Here is a 15921-nt window from a genome sequence, read left to right as displayed (position 1 = left end):
TGACAACCTCCCGAAGTAATCTCTTAAGGTTATCTTAATATGAAAATCATTTTTTAAAGCGTTTTCAATGCGAAATGCAATAATTGGCCTCTAAGTTACAAAATTTATACTCTGAAAATTATACTAACCCTATTTCTGATTTAAACGACTTCATATATGATCGACTAACTTGTAATTTGATGTTCCTTGTCAACGTCACTTGATACGTCGAATTAAACCAATGTTCAACCGATTGTATATGCCATTTATTGATAATACTAGCACGATGAATACGAATAAATTTAGCGTGACTGAGCTTTTTCTCATAGAAACTGAGTGGCTCGTTTGTCGTATATTCATTGTCAGTCGTATTAATCGTCGTAATACCTTGGTTGACAGATATCGCAATAATATCACCCACATTCAATACATAAATACGATCATCAATTTCAATAGGTAAGACTTCATCATGATTGACCGGTTTCGGATCAACCGATTGTTGTGTCTCGATATTCGTAATTTTGTTAATCGCTTGTTCAATTCTTGATTTCTCAAATGGCTTCAAGATATAGTCTGTTGCTTCTAATTCAAATGCTTGTACAGCATATGTGTCATGCGCAGTCGCAAAGATAATATGCGGAACATGTTTCATTTTATTGATTTTCTTCGCTAAATCTAATCCACTTTCTTCCATCAAATTAATATCTAAAAATATAACATCAAATTCATGTGACAGTAGTTGTTCCAATGTTTCTTCAACATTCTCTGCTTCTTCAATTTGACTAAATGAACCAATTTGATTCAATAAATATTTCAGTTCATTACGTGCCAATGGTTCATCATCAACAATTAACGCATGCATTACATTTCCTCCTCTCGATATTTGTGTGGAATAATCGTACATACTTTCGTTCCTTTATCACTTGAATCGAATTGTAATTCTGCATGATTTCCAAATAATCCTGTTAATCTTCTATTTAAATTCTCTAACGCACTTCCAGTTCCAGACTGAGAGGCAACCGTTGTCTTACCTAAAATAGCAATTTTATCTTCATGTATACCTTGCCCGTTATCTCTTACACATAGTTGAATCGATTGATGATTACGACTCACTTTTACCCAAATTCGATTATCATCTTTTCTACTTGTAAAGGCATGTTTAATCGCATTCTCCACTAATATTTGTATAACAAAAGGTGGTACAAGTGCAGAATAATGTTCTTCGGGTATATCAAATTCAATTTTAAAGTGATCGGGATATCTCGCTTGTTCTAAAGCAATATAAGCACTTACTTGTTCTAATTCTTTTTCAATTGTAATCGTATTGTTTCTCGCACCTTGTAAATTCGAACGGAAGAAATGACTCAATTGTAATAGTAATTGACGTGCTTTCTCATGATCAATTCGAACCAATGCTGAAATTGTATTAATCGCATTAAAGAAGAAATGCGGATTAACTTGAGCTTGTAACGACTTAATTTCAGCATCTTGTAATAATTTTCGTTGTGTTTCAACAGCACCGAGTTCTAACTGACTAGAAAATATTTTAGCGAGCCCTTCAGCTAGTTGTTTCTCTACAAATGTTAAATCATGATGATCTGTAAAATACAACTTCAATGTTCCTACAATATCATCATGTACATATAACGGAATAACGATCGCCGCTTCAAGTGGACAGTTCGGATGTTGACACCCTATATCTTTACTAGAATAGACTTCTTTTTGTTGACCTGTTTCAATAACTGCTTTAGATAAATCAGTAATAATCGTCTTATCAGGTGTGTGATGATCACTAGCTACACCAACATGTGCCAATATATGCGTCTTATTTGTAATAGCAACAGCAGAAACTTTCATGAGATCTTTGATAACTTTTGCTGATTGATGTGCAGATGATTCTGTTAATCCTTCTTTAAAATAAGGCAATGTCTGATTGACGAGCTTTAATACATCATGCGTTTGGATTGCTCTCATTTGTTCTTCTTGTTTAACTGTCGAAATAATAATAGACATAAATATCGCAGTACCTAATCCATTAATGATAATCATCGGCAATGCAATAAGTTGAACAAGTTCCCATGCATCTGCTTTTTGAGATGAGAATATCAATATACAAATCATTTGAATAACTTCCGTAGATGCACCCACTAATGCACTTTGTTTCACGGATAAATAACTTTTTGACTTCATTGCTTGTGCACCAAAGTAACCAGCGACAAGCCCAATGACGATAGATGATATTAAATATGTATATGCATCTGCACCGCCAATATAAACTCTAAAAATACCTGATAGCACACCTACGAATAGACCTACAAATGGTCCACCTATCAACCCTGAAACACCTATAGTTAACACACGTGTATTCGCAAGTGATACTTCCGGACCGAGATGTAAATAAATCATACTCGATACAATTTCACCATTATGAATCGCGACACCTGTAAAATTAGATAGCAATGCAAATGATGAAAATACTATAATTAATCGCCATTTTACATACCATTTCTCACGTTCACCCATCATATTTTTGAAATACGTGGTATTCATTAATATGTATGCAACGAGTATAATTAAACCAACACGTTCTAATAATAAAACAAATAAATTTAACATATAAACACCTATCGTTTCTTTACTATTTTATACGTTCATACCAACAAATATTTTACCATATGATTGTTAGAAATCTCGGAATAATGTTTAAATGATATAATAAGAAGAACCATGCAGAAAGGGGATAATATCATGAATTTACAAACTGCATCACCAGAGGAAATTAGAGCGAGTATAAGACAAGGCGCATTAACACGACCAACTAGTGGGATGGCTAAAGGGTATATCCAAGCAAATGTCGTCATCTTGCCTTCTAAATATGCCTATGATTTTTTGAAATTTTGTTTTAAAAATCCGAAGACATGTCCATTACTTGATGTATCCGAAGTAGGATCACCGTCATTTAGTAAATATGGAAAAGAAGCGGATATTAGAACAGATGTTGGATTGTACAGACTTTATAAAGATGGCAAATTCGTACAAGAATACGAGGATATTAAAGCGTTGTATTCAGATGATATGGTCAGTTTCTTGATTGGATGTAGCTTTACATTTGAACATGCTTTGCTTGAAGCGGGCATTCCAGTACGTCATATAGAAGAAAATCATAACGTGCCGATGTACATAACAAATATACCCGCTGAACCAAGTGGTACTTTTAAAGGAAACATTACAGTGAGCATGCGACCTATGACGATGGCAGAAGCAATTAAAGCTACTGAAATCACAACACATTTCAAAGAAGTACACGGTACACCAATACATATTGGAAATCCAAGTGAAATCGGTATCGGAAACATTGAACAACCCGATTTCGGTGAAGCTGTAACAATTAAAGACGGAGAAGTTCCTGTATTCTGGGGATGCGGTGTAACACCACAGTCTGTCGCATTAGATGCCAAACCAGACATCATGATTACACACGCACCCGGACATATGTTTATAACAGATGTTAAAGATAGTGAAATGATTTAGAACTAGAAGGACTTTGAAAGCAGAAAGCTGAGGCAACAGTAATTGCCTCAGCTTCATTTTTGTTTCTGGACCGGTAATTTTTTTATCGGTCCAGAAATTCCATTTTCGGGTCGCTATTTTATTTTATCGGCCTGGAAATCTCTATACTTTCATTCTCAACTTATAATTCTGTACGCAATTCCCACAATTCTGGAAAGAAGTTCTGGTCAATAACGCGTTTTAAATAATTTACACCTGAACTTCCACCTGTTCCTGTTTTGAATCCTATTATTCTTTGTACGGTCTTCATATGTCTAAATCGCCACTGACTGTATCTATCTTCTACATCTGTTAATTTCTCAAGTAGTTCATACAATTCAAAGTAAGCATCTGATTGTAAATATATTGCTTTAAAAGCTTCTTTGACTGAATCATTCCGCATATAATTCTTTGTAACTTCCCTATTTAACACTTCTGAATCTATGTCAAATCCTGCTCTATGTACTGCTTTAATTGTTTCATCATAAATACTTGGTCGTTCTAGTTGTGTTTTCAACTGCTGATATATATTTGGATCTTTTTCATAAATTTTTAAAGCATGTGTTGTTTTATACCCTAAGCTATATTCAATCATTCTATTTTGAAAAGATTGAAATCCTGAAGAATTTCCTAAGTCATCTCTAAATTTCAAATAATCACTTGGTGTCATGGTTGATAATACTTCCCATACTTGAATGAGTTGTTTTTGTATATTACCTACACGAGCTAATTTTTTAAATGCTTGTTTATATTGATCAGATTTAATATCATCACTTGCAGAATTTAATTCATGAATAATCAAGTTCATCCACAGTTCTGATACTTGATGGACAATTATGAATAATTTCTCATCGTGCGCATCTGTTAATGTATGTTGTGCTGATAATACTTTATCTAAACCTAAATATTCACTATACGTCATGTCCTTCGAAAAATCCGTCTTCACACTTTCCCCTTTAAGTGATTCATCTTGAAATTCGCTCACAACTACTCCCCCTTTTTAGAAATGACCGCTCTTATTGGCGATCCGTCTGCACCTACTATATTTAAAGGTAATCCAATGAAGTTATAATAACCTTCTGAAACATTTTCTAATAATAGATTTTCAATATTAATGATGTCGTATTGATTAAATGCATGATGATTGTTTAAAGTTTTAGAGTCGATATCATCTACTGATGGCACGTCTATACCAAATACTTTAATCCCTATTGAAGATAAATATTGAATGGCATCTTCTGTTAAGACAGGTACTGACTCTGGGAACATTTCAGAATGCGCTTCTGATTTAGTCTTAATCATTATAATAGTCCCTTTAATATCATATTTCTTGAGTATTTCCTGGGTTATTAAAGTTTCATCCATAATTTCAATTAATGTTGCATCGCCAATTAAACGATTGACGTCAATTTCATGAATCTTGATACCTTCTTCATCAAAGTGATATGGCGCATCCATATGTGTGCCTATATGTGTGCTTGTTGAAATACTACCAATATTTACAGAACCCGTCTCTTCTTTAGTCGCTGAAAGTTTAAAATGAAAAGGCTCATCACCTGGCCAGTGTGCAATATTGTTCGTCAATTGTTGTGTAATATCAATCCACATAATCATGCTCCTTTATTAATGTAATCGCTACCATATTACCTTTTAATACAACTTTTGTACATTAATTTGTAATGCTGAAAAAAGTAAAGACCGGGACATTAGCCTATGTCCCAGCCTTTTTTAAAACTATACAATTAAATTGACGATTAATATTAATATCAATCCTAATACAGAAAGTACAGATTCTAGAAGTGTCCATGTTAAGAACGTTTCTTTAATTGTTAAACCAAAGTATTCTTTGAACATCCAGAATCCTGCGTCGTTCACATGTGAGCAGAATATACTACCTGCACCAATAGCAAGTACGACAAGTGAAATATTGACATCTGAAGCTTGTAATAATGGTAATACAATACCTACTGAAGATATTGCTGCTACTGTTGTTGAACCAAGTGCGACTCTTAATAAAGCAGCAGCTAACCATGCTAGAAATATTGGTGACATTTCTGTACCGTGGAATATTTCTGAAATTGTATCACCAACACCACCATCAATGAGGATTTGTTTAAATGTACCACCCCCACCGATAATTAAAAGTAACATTGCTATTGGTCCAATAGCTTCTTCAAATGATTTCATAATCGTTGCCATATTCTTAGATTGTTTAATACCCATTGAATATATCGCAAATAATACAGCTAATAACATTGCTGTAACAGATGAACCAAGTAAGTACACGATAGATTCAAACCAGTTTGTTGGTTCTTGATCATGACCAGTTATAAGTTGAACTACTGTAGCAAATAACATTAAGATAACTGGGAATAATGCTGTTAATAAACTGATACCAAAGTTAGGTAACTTTTCATTACTAAAATCATTAATTTTCCCAATACTTGCTGTGTTTCCTTTCTTTTCAAATGCTACAGGTGCTATAGCATAAGCAAATTTAGGGAAAATCCCACCTACTACGATTGCTAAAGGTACACCAATGATAAGACCATACATCAGTACTTCGCCAATATTGGCGTTAACCGCTTCTGATATCGCTACTGGACCTGGATGTGGCGGTAGGAATCCGTGCGTTACAGCAATTGAAGTCGCCATTGGAATACCAACTTGTAAATTAGAAATTTTCATTCTTTTAGCCAACGTAAACACTAAAGGAATTAATAACACAAATGCAACTTCTAAAAATAAAGATATCCCTATAATAAATGATGCAATTATCATTGCCCAAGTTACATATTTTTTACCAAACGTATTAATCAGTGTATCTGCAATTCTTGTTGCACCACCACCGTCAGATAATAACTTTCCTAAAATCGAACCTAATCCAAAAATAATCGCAATATGACCGAGTGTATCGCCCATACCTTTTTCAATGGTTTCCACAATTTTATCAAGTGGCATACCTAAAATAATACCTGTTAACATTGAAGTGATAATTAAAGCAACAAACGTATTTAATTTAAAGTACATAATAAGCGCTAATAAAATTAATACACCAATTACAACACTAACCAGTGGCCAGTACTCTCCCAACATTTAAATCCCTCTCTCTTTATATATTTAACGATTTAATTCATATACACTGCTTAAAGTTTCTTCATCTCCGACATTTCCTGGGAATATAACATAAGGTATATTTTGATATTTCGCTTCAGGACCTGTTAGCCATACTGGAACCCCTTGTGTAATTTGACCGATGACTTTTGCTTTTTCAATTTTTAATCCTTTTGTCGCAACATCGCTTGAAGTTATACCACCTTTAGCGATAATAAACTTCGGTTGTACATCTAAATTTGAAACGATCGATACTAAACTATTAGAAATAGCAGTAGAAATACTTAAATTATGTTGCAAATTCTCAGTTCTAATAACATCTCTTGACGTATAAATAACAACATCTTCACCGTTATCAATATATCTTTCAACGAGTTGTGTAATATCATCAACATAAGCTTGTAAATTGGATGACGCTATTTGCGTAACATCAAATTCTATTTCACTAATAAATGAATGGTCTAATAAATATTTCAGTTGATCTGATGACTTTTTAACATGTGAACCAACAACAATAATGCCACCATTATCATTTTCTTTATACGAATTTAAATTAATAATTTCTCCAGGTGTTTCACAAATTGCTTTAACAAAAGATGCCGCTGTTCTAAAGATAAAGCGTTTATCATGTTGTGCTAAAAATTCAGTCAAACAAGCTACAAAGAAATCCATATCCTCATCATTTACAGCATCTACAACGACTTGATCAAAGTCATTTAAATTTGAAAATACATTAAAAATCGTTTCTTTATCTCTTTGTCGTATGTTTTCTAATGTGATGTGATAAACTTCGTCAGATTGAGCTTCGGCATTACTTTTTTCGCTTATAAAGTCATTCATATGTTTAGACTTAAATCCAAATGTTGTATCTTGTGCAAATTCACTTTCAGATACTGGGATATATTGCTCGCCTTCTTTAAGGTAATGAACGCCTTCATATGTATATCTATTGCCTTCAAAGAAAGCTGGAATATAGAATACAGCATCAAAAGCTTGGTCACTAGATTCACTTAACACTTTTGGTTCTAAATAGAAATGACCTCTTAATGTCGAATCTCCTCTACTAATAATTAAATAAGGAATATCCAATTTATTAGCTACTTTTTGTATGTTAGCGCTTACCTCTTGGTGTAAAGAAATCGTCTCTTGCTCGTTTAACGCTCTAGAATTTGTCAAAATGTAAAACATATTATTGGATTGAAGAAATCCATCTTCAATCCATTCCTCAGTCCACTTCGTATATACAGGTAAATCTTTAACTGTTTGAGTGCCTGTAGGATCATCATCTAGTACGATAATTTTATATTTCAAATCTGCTAAATGCTTGTTTATATCATCATGCTTAAATTCATTTATTAATTCTTTTGTTAACATCATTATCACCTACATATTATTTATTTTTTCGAAGTATTGAATGATACCTGAATGGTCATTTAAACCATTGCCTTGTGCAACTTCTGATTTATAAATTTCTTTAATTTGATTAACAACTGGTAATGTTAATCCTGCTGTATCTGCTGTTGATGATACATTTTTTAAGTCTTTTAGATTAATGTTTAAAGTGCCACCTGGTTTATAATCTTGTTCAATCATTTTAGGGAATTTCGCTTCCATAACAGCTGAACCTGCTAAACCATTTTTGATTGCTTCATGCATTTCTGTCAGATCAATATCAAATTTCTTAGCAAGCACAACCGCTTCAGACAATGCTGCAATATTTGTATTCACGATAATTTGATTCGCCAATTTAACGACACTACCAGAACCAACATGACCAACTCTTACAACAGATCCAGCAATTGGACGAAGTACTTCTTTAATATCTTCTAATAAATCTTCGTCACATCCAACCATTACGGCTAATTCTCCTGTAATCGCAAGTGGTTCTCCTCCACTAACTGGTGCATCTAAATACTGAATATCTTTTTCTTCAAGTACTTTACTAATTTCTAATGATTCATTAGGTGTTAAAGAACTCATATCAATAACCATTTTGACATTAATTTCACTTTGGTTTAATACGGCCGTTTCACCACTGTATAAAACTGATTTAACAATAGCGCCATTAGGCAACATCGTAATCATCACTTCGGCATCTCTAGCCATTTCTTCAATAGATACAACTTTCGCACCTAATGCCTCTACCTCTTTTTCAGCTTCTTTATTTAAATCATTCACTAATACATCTTTATTAGCTTTGATTAAGTTTTTCACCATTGGCTTACCCATAATACCTAATCCAACAAATCCAATTTTCATTTTTATGCTCCTCTTCTGTAAACGTTTACAGGTATTGTATACCAAAATTTAATAAATGTATACATTTTATTTCAATTTTTTTTATAGTAAGATGAAGTTAACGAGGTGAGAACGATGGCAAATAAGGAATTATCCATATATCAAAAAATAAGAAATGACATTATAAATGGTGACTTAACGCAAAATGAAAAAATAACAGAAAGCAAACTTGCACAAAGATATCATGTTAGTAGAACACCGATAAGAGAAGCTATAAAACAACTAGAATTAGAATACTTCATAAGAGACGGTTATATTTATGTACCAACAGTAGAAGAATATCGAAATATCTTTGAAATGCGTATTTTAATAGAAACACACGCAATCAAAAAAGCGAGTATCGTATTCACTCAAGACGATATCGAAGAATTAAAAAGGTATGCAACAATTGGAGACGACAAAACAGAAGAAGAAATCATACAAATCAACGATCAATTCCATCAAAAAATCATGAGCGCCACAAAAAATAGTTTTATAATAGATACGTATAGTAAATTAAAAAGTTATATATACCTATTCAGCAAAACAGTTATCAATAAAAAGCGCCCAGGTCTTATAGAAGAACATCAAAAAATAGCAGAAATGCTAGAAAAAAGACAAACCGAAGCGGCAATAGAACTCATGAAAGAACACTTATTAAACGACTTAGAATTCAGTCTATACTATTTGAAATCATAGGAAGAAATAGTGTGGGGAGAAGGGTAATGTTGCGCTAACGATCTTGTTTTCCATTCTTGAGCGTTAGCGGGTGCAAATTCGGTACAAAACCAGCGCATAACCTACATATATATGAAAAGCGACGCCTATTTCGGGCGTCGCTTTATTTTTATCACGATAACTTCTCTTTTACGTAACCATAATTTCCTTCATATTTTGTTAGTTGTTTATCTTGTAGTAAATACGTTATATCAAATAGTTTATTTAAGAAATATCGATCATGTGATACGGCTATTACAGTACCTTCATATTCTAACAGTGCTTCTTCTATTGTTTCTTTTGAATCTATATCTAAATGGTTTGTTGGTTCATCAAGTATGAGCACGTTAAAGTCTTGGTTAACGATTTGTGCCCATCTTAATCTCATTTTTTCTCCACCACTTAAACTTTCAACTTTGTTAAATACATCTTCTCCATAGAACATAAATTGTGCGAGTATGTGTCTTGCTTGTCCTTCTGTTACATGCACGACATCTCTAAAGGTTTCTATGACTGTTTGATTTTCTATATTTTCAAATGTATGTTGAGATAAGTATCCTATTCTTAAGTTCGAAGCACAATGAACTTCTCCATCATCTGGTTCTACTTGATGCATCATCATTTTCAATAATGTACTTTTCCCAGTACCATTATTACCGATTATTGCTACGTGTTCTTTTCTTCTAATAAGTAAATCGATATCTTCAAATAGTATATCTTCATACATTTTAGATACTTTTTTGAATTCAATCACATCGTTTGAGACACGTTGTCCTTCTGTTAAGTTTACATTCATTTTTTTATTTTCTAGTACTGGCTTATCTAACCTCTTGATTCTATTTAATGCTTTTTCCATACTTTTCGCACGTTTATACATTGCTGCATTGGGTGGCTTTGCTTGACTTGCCCATAATCTTAATTGTTTAATGGAATCTTCCATTTTTTTAATTTTCTTCTGTTGTGTCTGATATGCTTCAAATTCACGTATAATGCGTGCCTCTTTTTCTTTAACAAAATAACTATAATTACCGTGATAAATGTGCAGATGTCCTTGATCGATTTCTAATATTTGATTGACTGTTTCATCTAAGAAGTATCGATCATGTGATACGATCATAACTGCACCATTATATTGTTTAATAAAATTTGCTAGCCAATCAATAGAGGAAATATCTAAATGATTGGTTGGTTCATCTAATAATAGTAGTTTAGGCTGTTGCAATAATATTTGAGCGAGTCCTACTTTAGTACGTTCTCCTCCAGAGAGATTCCCCCACGTTTGATTTAATAATTGTTCAATTTTCAATCCATGACTGACTCTTCTTATGAGTGTGTCTCGTTCATAGCCACCTATTTCTTCAAAAGTTTCTTGCAATGCGCCATATTGTTTTAATAAACGTTCTAAATCATCTGCATTATTCGCCATTTCATCTTCTAAAAATTTCATTTTTTGAGAGACGTGATTGATTTCTTTAAATACTTCTGATAAACATTCATAAATTTCTTTATCTGCTTCATACTGTGGCAACTGGTTTAAATATCCAATTGAAATGTTCTTTTGCCAGCTTATTTGCCCCTCTGTCGGCACTTCGATACCAGCCATCAATTTCAATAATGTACTCTTACCCTCACCATTTCTTCCAACTAGTCCTACGCAATCTCCTTCATTCAAGTCATATTTAATATCCTCAAAGATGAGATCGCCTGTGTAAGACTTTGATAGTTTAGACATATTAATAATATTCATTTTGCTTCCTCCAAAATCGGTCTATAAGGAAGCTGGTGTTAGACATTCCTCATAGCTATATTTTTCTTCAAAAAAGACATACTCCGCCAATTTTGGAAGAACATCCGCAAATTTGTTGCGTACGATTACGAAAAATCTGCAACTATGAGCTAAAAGAAACATCTATAACACCTCCGTTCGTTTAAGTTAGTTTCATTATATAGTTGTAAAAATAATAATTCAATGCCTTTATGCTATTTTAAATTCTCACCAATATTAACAGTTGTGACGTAATTATCATCTATTGTAAATATGATAAGATTGCCACCTACTAGGAATCTATATTCGTCTCCGTTACGAGTTTCTTCTATAGTATAATCATTTCCGTAAGCTTTAAGAATTTGTGATTTTGAAATGTGATGCTTTTTCACTGGGAATTTAGCACTTGCAGCATATTCTTCTTCATATTTTCCACCGAAATAGAATGTTTGATCATATGAAGTTCTATGCGTATAAATATTTCCTTCATAAGATTGTGGTTGAACAATTCTATAATTATTCATGGTAACGTTCTTATACACTAAAGCATTGATGAAAGCTGAATCTAAAATAAAACTACCGTCATGACCGGTGTAACCTTTATAAGTGTAATAAGGTGTTGTTGCTGCTTCAACCTCATGACTGTCTTGACCAGGAAAATCTACAATACCAAAAATTGTTCCGAAAGAAATTCCTGTTGCAATTGTTAATTTAGTTAATATATTCATTATCATCACTCCCTTTTAGTATAATTGTACACCTTAATATTACAATAATATTACAAAGTTATCAAAATCATTACACAAAGGGATTGTAGGTATGCCATCAGTAATATTACTGACAATTCAGTCTATTATAGACATAATCACTCTAAACATACGCGCACTAAATATAAAAGCATTATAAGAAACATTAAATTCAAACTATGAACTTTTCATAAATAAAAAATGATAGATTAATTTTACACATCTAAAATTTTACATTTTTATTCTCTGAACGTATTTCTTAGTACTTATATCAAATTTAAAATTTTATATAACTCCTTTCAAAACCGTCATGAAAGTATTTATGTTGATTATATAAAATCCGACTATTTTATCATCCAATTGTATACAATCGGTAAATATAAGTGTAATATTACAAAACATAACGCGCGTAATTCATTATTACATTATTTCTTCTACATTGTAATCTTTTGTTATTTGACTGTAATTTACAAAGCCTCTATATATGTTATTGTTGTCTTGTCCCAAATTTAAGGGAAGAATTTTTAACTAACAAAGAAATTATCATCTTAAAAAAGATACTATAAATAAAAAATTATTCGGAGGGTTTTAAAATTATGAAAAAAGCATTTTTAACTTCATCATTAGCAGTAGCAATCGGAGCAACAGGTGTTGCATCTACACAAGTAGCAGACGCAGCTGAACAGGACGTAAATAAAGAGCAATTAGCTCAATTAGCTCAATCTAATGCACCAGAACTTAATGAACATGCGATTCAAGAAGGCGCATATAACATTAACTTCACATTAGAAGGTTTCGAGTATAACTTCCAATCAGATGGTCAAAACTTTACTTGGGAATACCATGCAACTAATGCAGCTGACTCTGAAAGCACTCAAGCTCCTGTAGCTGAGCAACAACAACCAGTAGCTGAAGAAAACGTAGCTGAACAAACTCCAGCTCCAGCAGCAAACAACACAGCTAATGAACAAGCAACTCAAGAAGCACCTCAACAAGTAGAAGCACCAAAACAAGAAACACAACAAACTACTACACAAACAACTCAAACATCTACAACTTCATCTTCAGCTTCTGAAGGTTCAAGTGTAAATGTTAATGATCACTTAAAACTTATTGCTCAACGTGAATCTGGCGGAGACTTAAAAGCTGTTAACCCAACTTCAGGTGCAGCAGGTAAATACCAATTCTTACAAAGCACTTGGGATTCAGTTGCACCAGCAGAATATAAAGGTGTATCTCCAACAGAAGCTCCAGAATCAGTACAAGATGCAGCAGCTGTTAAATTATACAACACTGCAGGCGCTTCACAATGGGTAACTGCATAATATAAAAGCAGTATTAAAATTTTATTCAACACATTAATCCAACGCCCCTGGCAATAGCCAGGGGCGTTTTTTTGTATATATTTTATTTATTAAACATATCATTTACGATTTCAGCAACTTCGCGAAAATCAGTATAACCGTCTGAATCACAGAAATGACCTTCATGCTGAATGATAACTTCTTCAGATTGAAGTTTTTCTGCTAATCGCTCACTTAAATGACGTGGAACTAAACGGTCATTAGATGCTATGACACTTACAATGTTTGGGACTTGTTTAATAATCTTTTCAAAATCTACTTGCGTTTGATCCATATAAGCATCAATTTTATTTAAGTTAGGAATCTTTTCATAAAAGCCTGCTACAAGAACAAGTCCTTTAACATTCCATTCTCCTTCATATCTAGATAGATAATCTAATACCGTCACTACACCTAAGCTATGTGCAACAATTATATTATTTCCACTCGATACATCTACTTCACCTAATAAAGTCTTATTCCAATCTTCTAACACAGGATTTGATGAATTAGGAAAGTCTAATATTTTACTATCTATATCGTCAAATTGTTCTGTTAACCATTTAAACCAATGCTTTTTACTGTTTGCAGTATAGCCATGTGCTATATATAAATGTTTATCCATATTCATCACCTCTTCTGTTTATTGTACGAGCGCATTAATGATACCTATTATAATACCTCCGAACGGAAATACGAGCCACCAAAATCTTGATAAGAACTCCCAGCCATTCATCGGACGATCGTAATAATTTTGATTATGATTAGGTTCATTTCGATAAGTCTCAATAATAGTGTGCTTTAAATTTTTATCCCCTTTGATTATCTCATCTAAAGATACATCAAAGATATCACTCATTTGCACCAATATATCTATACCTGGATATACTTTACCGAGTTCCCATTTAGAAACACTTTGTCTTGTGACATGTAATTTGTTAGCGAGTTCTTCTTGAGACCATCCATTAATTTCTCTCTCTTCTTTAATTTTAGCTCCAATATTCATATCAACCAACTCCTTATGTTTACTATATAACGACTACTTTAAAATATCCCGATACTATAGTTTGCATGCGTAGCAACTTGAAGTTGCAAACGCATGATAATAACCTTTAACACCATTATATACTTTTTTTACAAAACTTCATTTATTTTTAAGAGAGTACTCTGCCTTCTGTCTTATTTTCAAAAAGGGTTAATAATCGTTCATTCCGTAATTATAATTGTACTTTGTTATACTATATATATCATACCGATAAAGGAGCGAACAACATGACAATCCCGATTATTATAGACACGGATCCTGGAATAGATGATATTATAGCGATTTCTGCAGCACTACATAGTAAAGAATTAGATGTTAGGTTAATCACAACTATTGGAGGTAATGTAGGCATTGAACACACAACTCAAAATGCATTAGATATTGTAAGTTACTTTCATTCAAATACGCCAGTTGCTAAAGGTGTAGACAAACCACTCATCAATACGCTTGAAACAGCAGAACATGTACATGGTCAAAATGGTATAGGAAATGCTCAAATCAATACTACTTTACATAATGATATACTAGAAGAACATGCTGTTATCGCAATGAGAGATACTATCTTGAATTCTGAAGAACCTATTACACTCGTACCAATTGGGCCACTAACAAATATAGGGCTGTTATTCTCACTATTTCCTGAAACTAAAAAGAACATTAAACAAATCGTGTTAATGGGTGGTGCAGCAGTTGGTGGAAATGCTACGCCAGTTGCAGAATTTAATATTTTTGTAGACCCACATGCAGCAAAAATTGTCTTCAATCAAGATATTCCAATCGTAATGTGTGGACTTGATGTAACGAGAGAAACTATGATTAATAAAGATGATTTAAATATCATTCAAACACAAGGAGACTTTGGAAAGGTCATTATAGATATGTTATCTTCATACAACGATGTAAATGCTGGTGAAGAACATGAACATATCATTCATGACTTATGTACAATTTTCTACTTATTATATCCAGAAATGTTTACAACTGAGCGTGCCAATGTATCTGTCATAACAGAAGGACAAGCAGCAGGATGTACATACACTGAATTTAGCGATGAAGGAAAAGTCGAAGTATGTATGCATGCACAAAATAAACAATTCCGAGAAAAATTTGTAGACTTTATTAAAGCCATACATCAAAATCAATAACCATACTTGTTTATATAAAATAATGAGACTGGAATGTGATGTTCCAGTCTCTTTCATATGGGAGATGTGAGGGAGATGAGCTCTATGTTGCTTGTTTAGGCAGTCTTGCAACATACGGAGCTTCTATGTTGCTTGTTTAGGCAGTCTTGCAACATACGGAGCTTCTATGTTGCTTGTTTGGGTAGTCTTGATAAATACAGAGCTCCTATTTATCTTGTTTGGTCAATCTTGATAAATACAA

At 33.0% G+C, this 15921-nt stretch carries 15 protein-coding genes; 4 read left to right on the top strand and 11 right to left on the bottom strand.

Features of this window, described 5'->3' with window-relative positions:
• Window positions 1–118 precede the first annotated feature (118 nt).
• Window positions 119–841 (bottom strand): response regulator transcription factor LytR, encoded by a 723-nt coding sequence (locus LQ694_RS14290; RefSeq protein WP_218697144.1) that lies wholly within the window; start codon window positions 839–841, stop codon window positions 119–121.
• A complete protein-coding gene (locus tag LQ694_RS14285) occupies window positions 841–2595 on the bottom strand; it encodes a sensor histidine kinase (protein WP_207594641.1) in 1755 nt (584 codons plus the stop codon). Before LQ694_RS14285 ends, LQ694_RS14290 begins: the two co-directional genes overlap by 1 nt.
• A gap of 132 nt (window positions 2596–2727) precedes the next feature.
• Between LQ694_RS14285 and LQ694_RS14280 the strand changes: the two genes are divergently transcribed.
• Window positions 2728–3510, top strand: a complete 783-nt coding sequence (locus LQ694_RS14280; protein ID WP_070373347.1) for a putative hydro-lyase — start codon at window positions 2728–2730, stop codon at window positions 3508–3510.
• Window positions 3511–3670: 160 nt separating this feature from the next.
• On the opposite strand, the gene kynA is transcribed toward LQ694_RS14280, so the two are convergent.
• The 5 genes from kynA to LQ694_RS14255 form a co-directional block, all read right to left on the bottom strand.
• Window positions 3671–4513 (bottom strand): tryptophan 2,3-dioxygenase, encoded by an 843-nt coding sequence (kynA, locus tag LQ694_RS14275; protein WP_058612603.1) that lies wholly within the window; start codon window positions 4511–4513, stop codon window positions 3671–3673.
• A 2-nt stretch (window positions 4514–4515) separates the two neighbouring features.
• Window positions 4516–5136 carry a cyclase family protein gene (locus LQ694_RS14270; protein WP_096791687.1) on the bottom strand — a complete coding sequence of 207 codons (621 nt, stop codon included), beginning with the start codon at window positions 5134–5136 and terminating at the stop codon, window positions 4516–4518.
• A 126-nt stretch (window positions 5137–5262) separates the two neighbouring features.
• Window positions 5263–6624 carry a gluconate:H+ symporter gene (locus LQ694_RS14265; protein WP_065381586.1) on the bottom strand — a complete coding sequence of 454 codons (1362 nt, stop codon included), beginning with the start codon at window positions 6622–6624 and terminating at the stop codon, window positions 5263–5265.
• A gap of 24 nt (window positions 6625–6648) precedes the next feature.
• Complete coding sequence (locus LQ694_RS14260) at window positions 6649–8016, bottom strand: four-carbon acid sugar kinase family protein (RefSeq protein ID WP_096791686.1); 1368 nt, start codon at window positions 8014–8016, stop codon at window positions 6649–6651.
• Window positions 8017–8025: 9 nt separating this feature from the next.
• The gene (locus LQ694_RS14255; protein WP_218697143.1) at window positions 8026–8901 is read right to left on the bottom strand and encodes an NAD(P)-binding domain-containing protein; all 876 of its coding nucleotides are present in this window, start codon (window positions 8899–8901) and stop codon (window positions 8026–8028) included.
• A gap of 114 nt (window positions 8902–9015) precedes the next feature.
• On the opposite strand from LQ694_RS14255, the gene LQ694_RS14250 reads away from it, so the two are divergent.
• Entirely contained in the window at window positions 9016–9618 is a 603-nt protein-coding gene (locus LQ694_RS14250; RefSeq protein ID WP_058612598.1) for a GntR family transcriptional regulator, read from the top strand.
• 151 nt (window positions 9619–9769) lie between these two features.
• Here LQ694_RS14250 and abc-f read toward each other — a convergent pair whose 3' ends face one another.
• On the bottom strand, window positions 9770–11383 hold the full coding sequence (gene abc-f / locus LQ694_RS14245; protein WP_096791684.1) for a ribosomal protection-like ABC-F family protein: 1614 nt from the start codon (window positions 11381–11383) through the stop codon (window positions 9770–9772).
• 233 nt (window positions 11384–11616) lie between these two features.
• Window positions 11617–12129 (bottom strand): immunodominant staphylococcal antigen IsaB family protein, encoded by a 513-nt coding sequence (gene isaB / locus LQ694_RS14240; RefSeq protein ID WP_058612596.1) that lies wholly within the window; start codon window positions 12127–12129, stop codon window positions 11617–11619.
• A gap of 614 nt (window positions 12130–12743) precedes the next feature.
• Here isaB and LQ694_RS14235 point away from each other — a divergent pair.
• Window positions 12744–13472 carry a transglycosylase family protein gene (locus LQ694_RS14235; protein ID WP_058612595.1) on the top strand — a complete coding sequence of 243 codons (729 nt, stop codon included), beginning with the start codon at window positions 12744–12746 and terminating at the stop codon, window positions 13470–13472.
• Between the two features lie 82 nt (window positions 13473–13554).
• Here the strand turns inward: LQ694_RS14235 and LQ694_RS14230 are convergent, their stop codons facing one another.
• Complete coding sequence (locus LQ694_RS14230) at window positions 13555–14115, bottom strand: RBBP9/YdeN family alpha/beta hydrolase (RefSeq protein WP_196968477.1); 561 nt, start codon at window positions 14113–14115, stop codon at window positions 13555–13557.
• Window positions 14116–14133: 18 nt separating this feature from the next.
• Window positions 14134–14496, bottom strand: coding sequence for a helix-turn-helix domain-containing protein (locus LQ694_RS14225; RefSeq protein ID WP_049320630.1), 363 nt, complete (start codon window positions 14494–14496; stop codon window positions 14134–14136).
• 266 nt (window positions 14497–14762) lie between these two features.
• Between LQ694_RS14225 and LQ694_RS14220 the strand changes: the two genes are divergently transcribed.
• Complete coding sequence (locus LQ694_RS14220) at window positions 14763–15680, top strand: nucleoside hydrolase (RefSeq protein ID WP_058612593.1); 918 nt, start codon at window positions 14763–14765, stop codon at window positions 15678–15680.
• Window positions 15681–15921: the final 241 nt, after the last annotated feature.

The organism is Mammaliicoccus sp. P-M58 (assembly GCF_022386165.1).
Classification (GTDB): domain Bacteria; phylum Bacillota; class Bacilli; order Staphylococcales; family Staphylococcaceae; genus Mammaliicoccus; species Mammaliicoccus sciuri.
This window is presented reverse-complemented; position numbering and strand designations above follow the sequence as displayed.

Bases quoted from the DNA above. Each gene is read 5' to 3' on its own strand.
- LQ694_RS14255 (WP_218697143.1), bottom strand. From the start codon at position 8,901: ATGAAAATTGGATTTGTTGGATTAGGTATTATGGGTAAGCCAATGGTG.
- LQ694_RS14270 (WP_096791687.1), bottom strand. From the start codon at position 5,136: ATGTGGATTGATATTACACAACAATTGACGAACAATATTGCACACTGG.
- abc-f (WP_096791684.1), bottom strand. From the start codon at position 11,383: ATGAATATTATTAATATGTCTAAACTATCAAAGTCTTACACAGGCGAT.
- LQ694_RS14280 (WP_070373347.1), top strand. From the start codon at position 2,728: ATGAATTTACAAACTGCATCACCAGAGGAAATTAGAGCGAGTATAAGA.
- LQ694_RS14265 (WP_065381586.1), bottom strand. From the start codon at position 6,624: ATGTTGGGAGAGTACTGGCCACTGGTTAGTGTTGTAATTGGTGTATTA.
- LQ694_RS14225 (WP_049320630.1), bottom strand. From the start codon at position 14,496: ATGAATATTGGAGCTAAAATTAAAGAAGAGAGAGAAATTAATGGATGG.
- LQ694_RS14285 (WP_207594641.1), bottom strand. From the start codon at position 2,595: ATGTTAAATTTATTTGTTTTATTATTAGAACGTGTTGGTTTAATTATA.
- LQ694_RS14235 (WP_058612595.1), top strand. From the start codon at position 12,744: ATGAAAAAAGCATTTTTAACTTCATCATTAGCAGTAGCAATCGGAGCA.
- LQ694_RS14290 (WP_218697144.1), bottom strand. From the start codon at position 841: ATGCATGCGTTAATTGTTGATGATGAACCATTGGCACGTAATGAACTG.
- isaB (WP_058612596.1), bottom strand. From the start codon at position 12,129: ATGAATATATTAACTAAATTAACAATTGCAACAGGAATTTCTTTCGGA.
- LQ694_RS14260 (WP_096791686.1), bottom strand. From the start codon at position 8,016: ATGTTAACAAAAGAATTAATAAATGAATTTAAGCATGATGATATAAAC.
- LQ694_RS14230 (WP_196968477.1), bottom strand. From the start codon at position 14,115: ATGGATAAACATTTATATATAGCACATGGCTATACTGCAAACAGTAAA.
- LQ694_RS14220 (WP_058612593.1), top strand. From the start codon at position 14,763: ATGACAATCCCGATTATTATAGACACGGATCCTGGAATAGATGATATT.
- LQ694_RS14250 (WP_058612598.1), top strand. From the start codon at position 9,016: ATGGCAAATAAGGAATTATCCATATATCAAAAAATAAGAAATGACATT.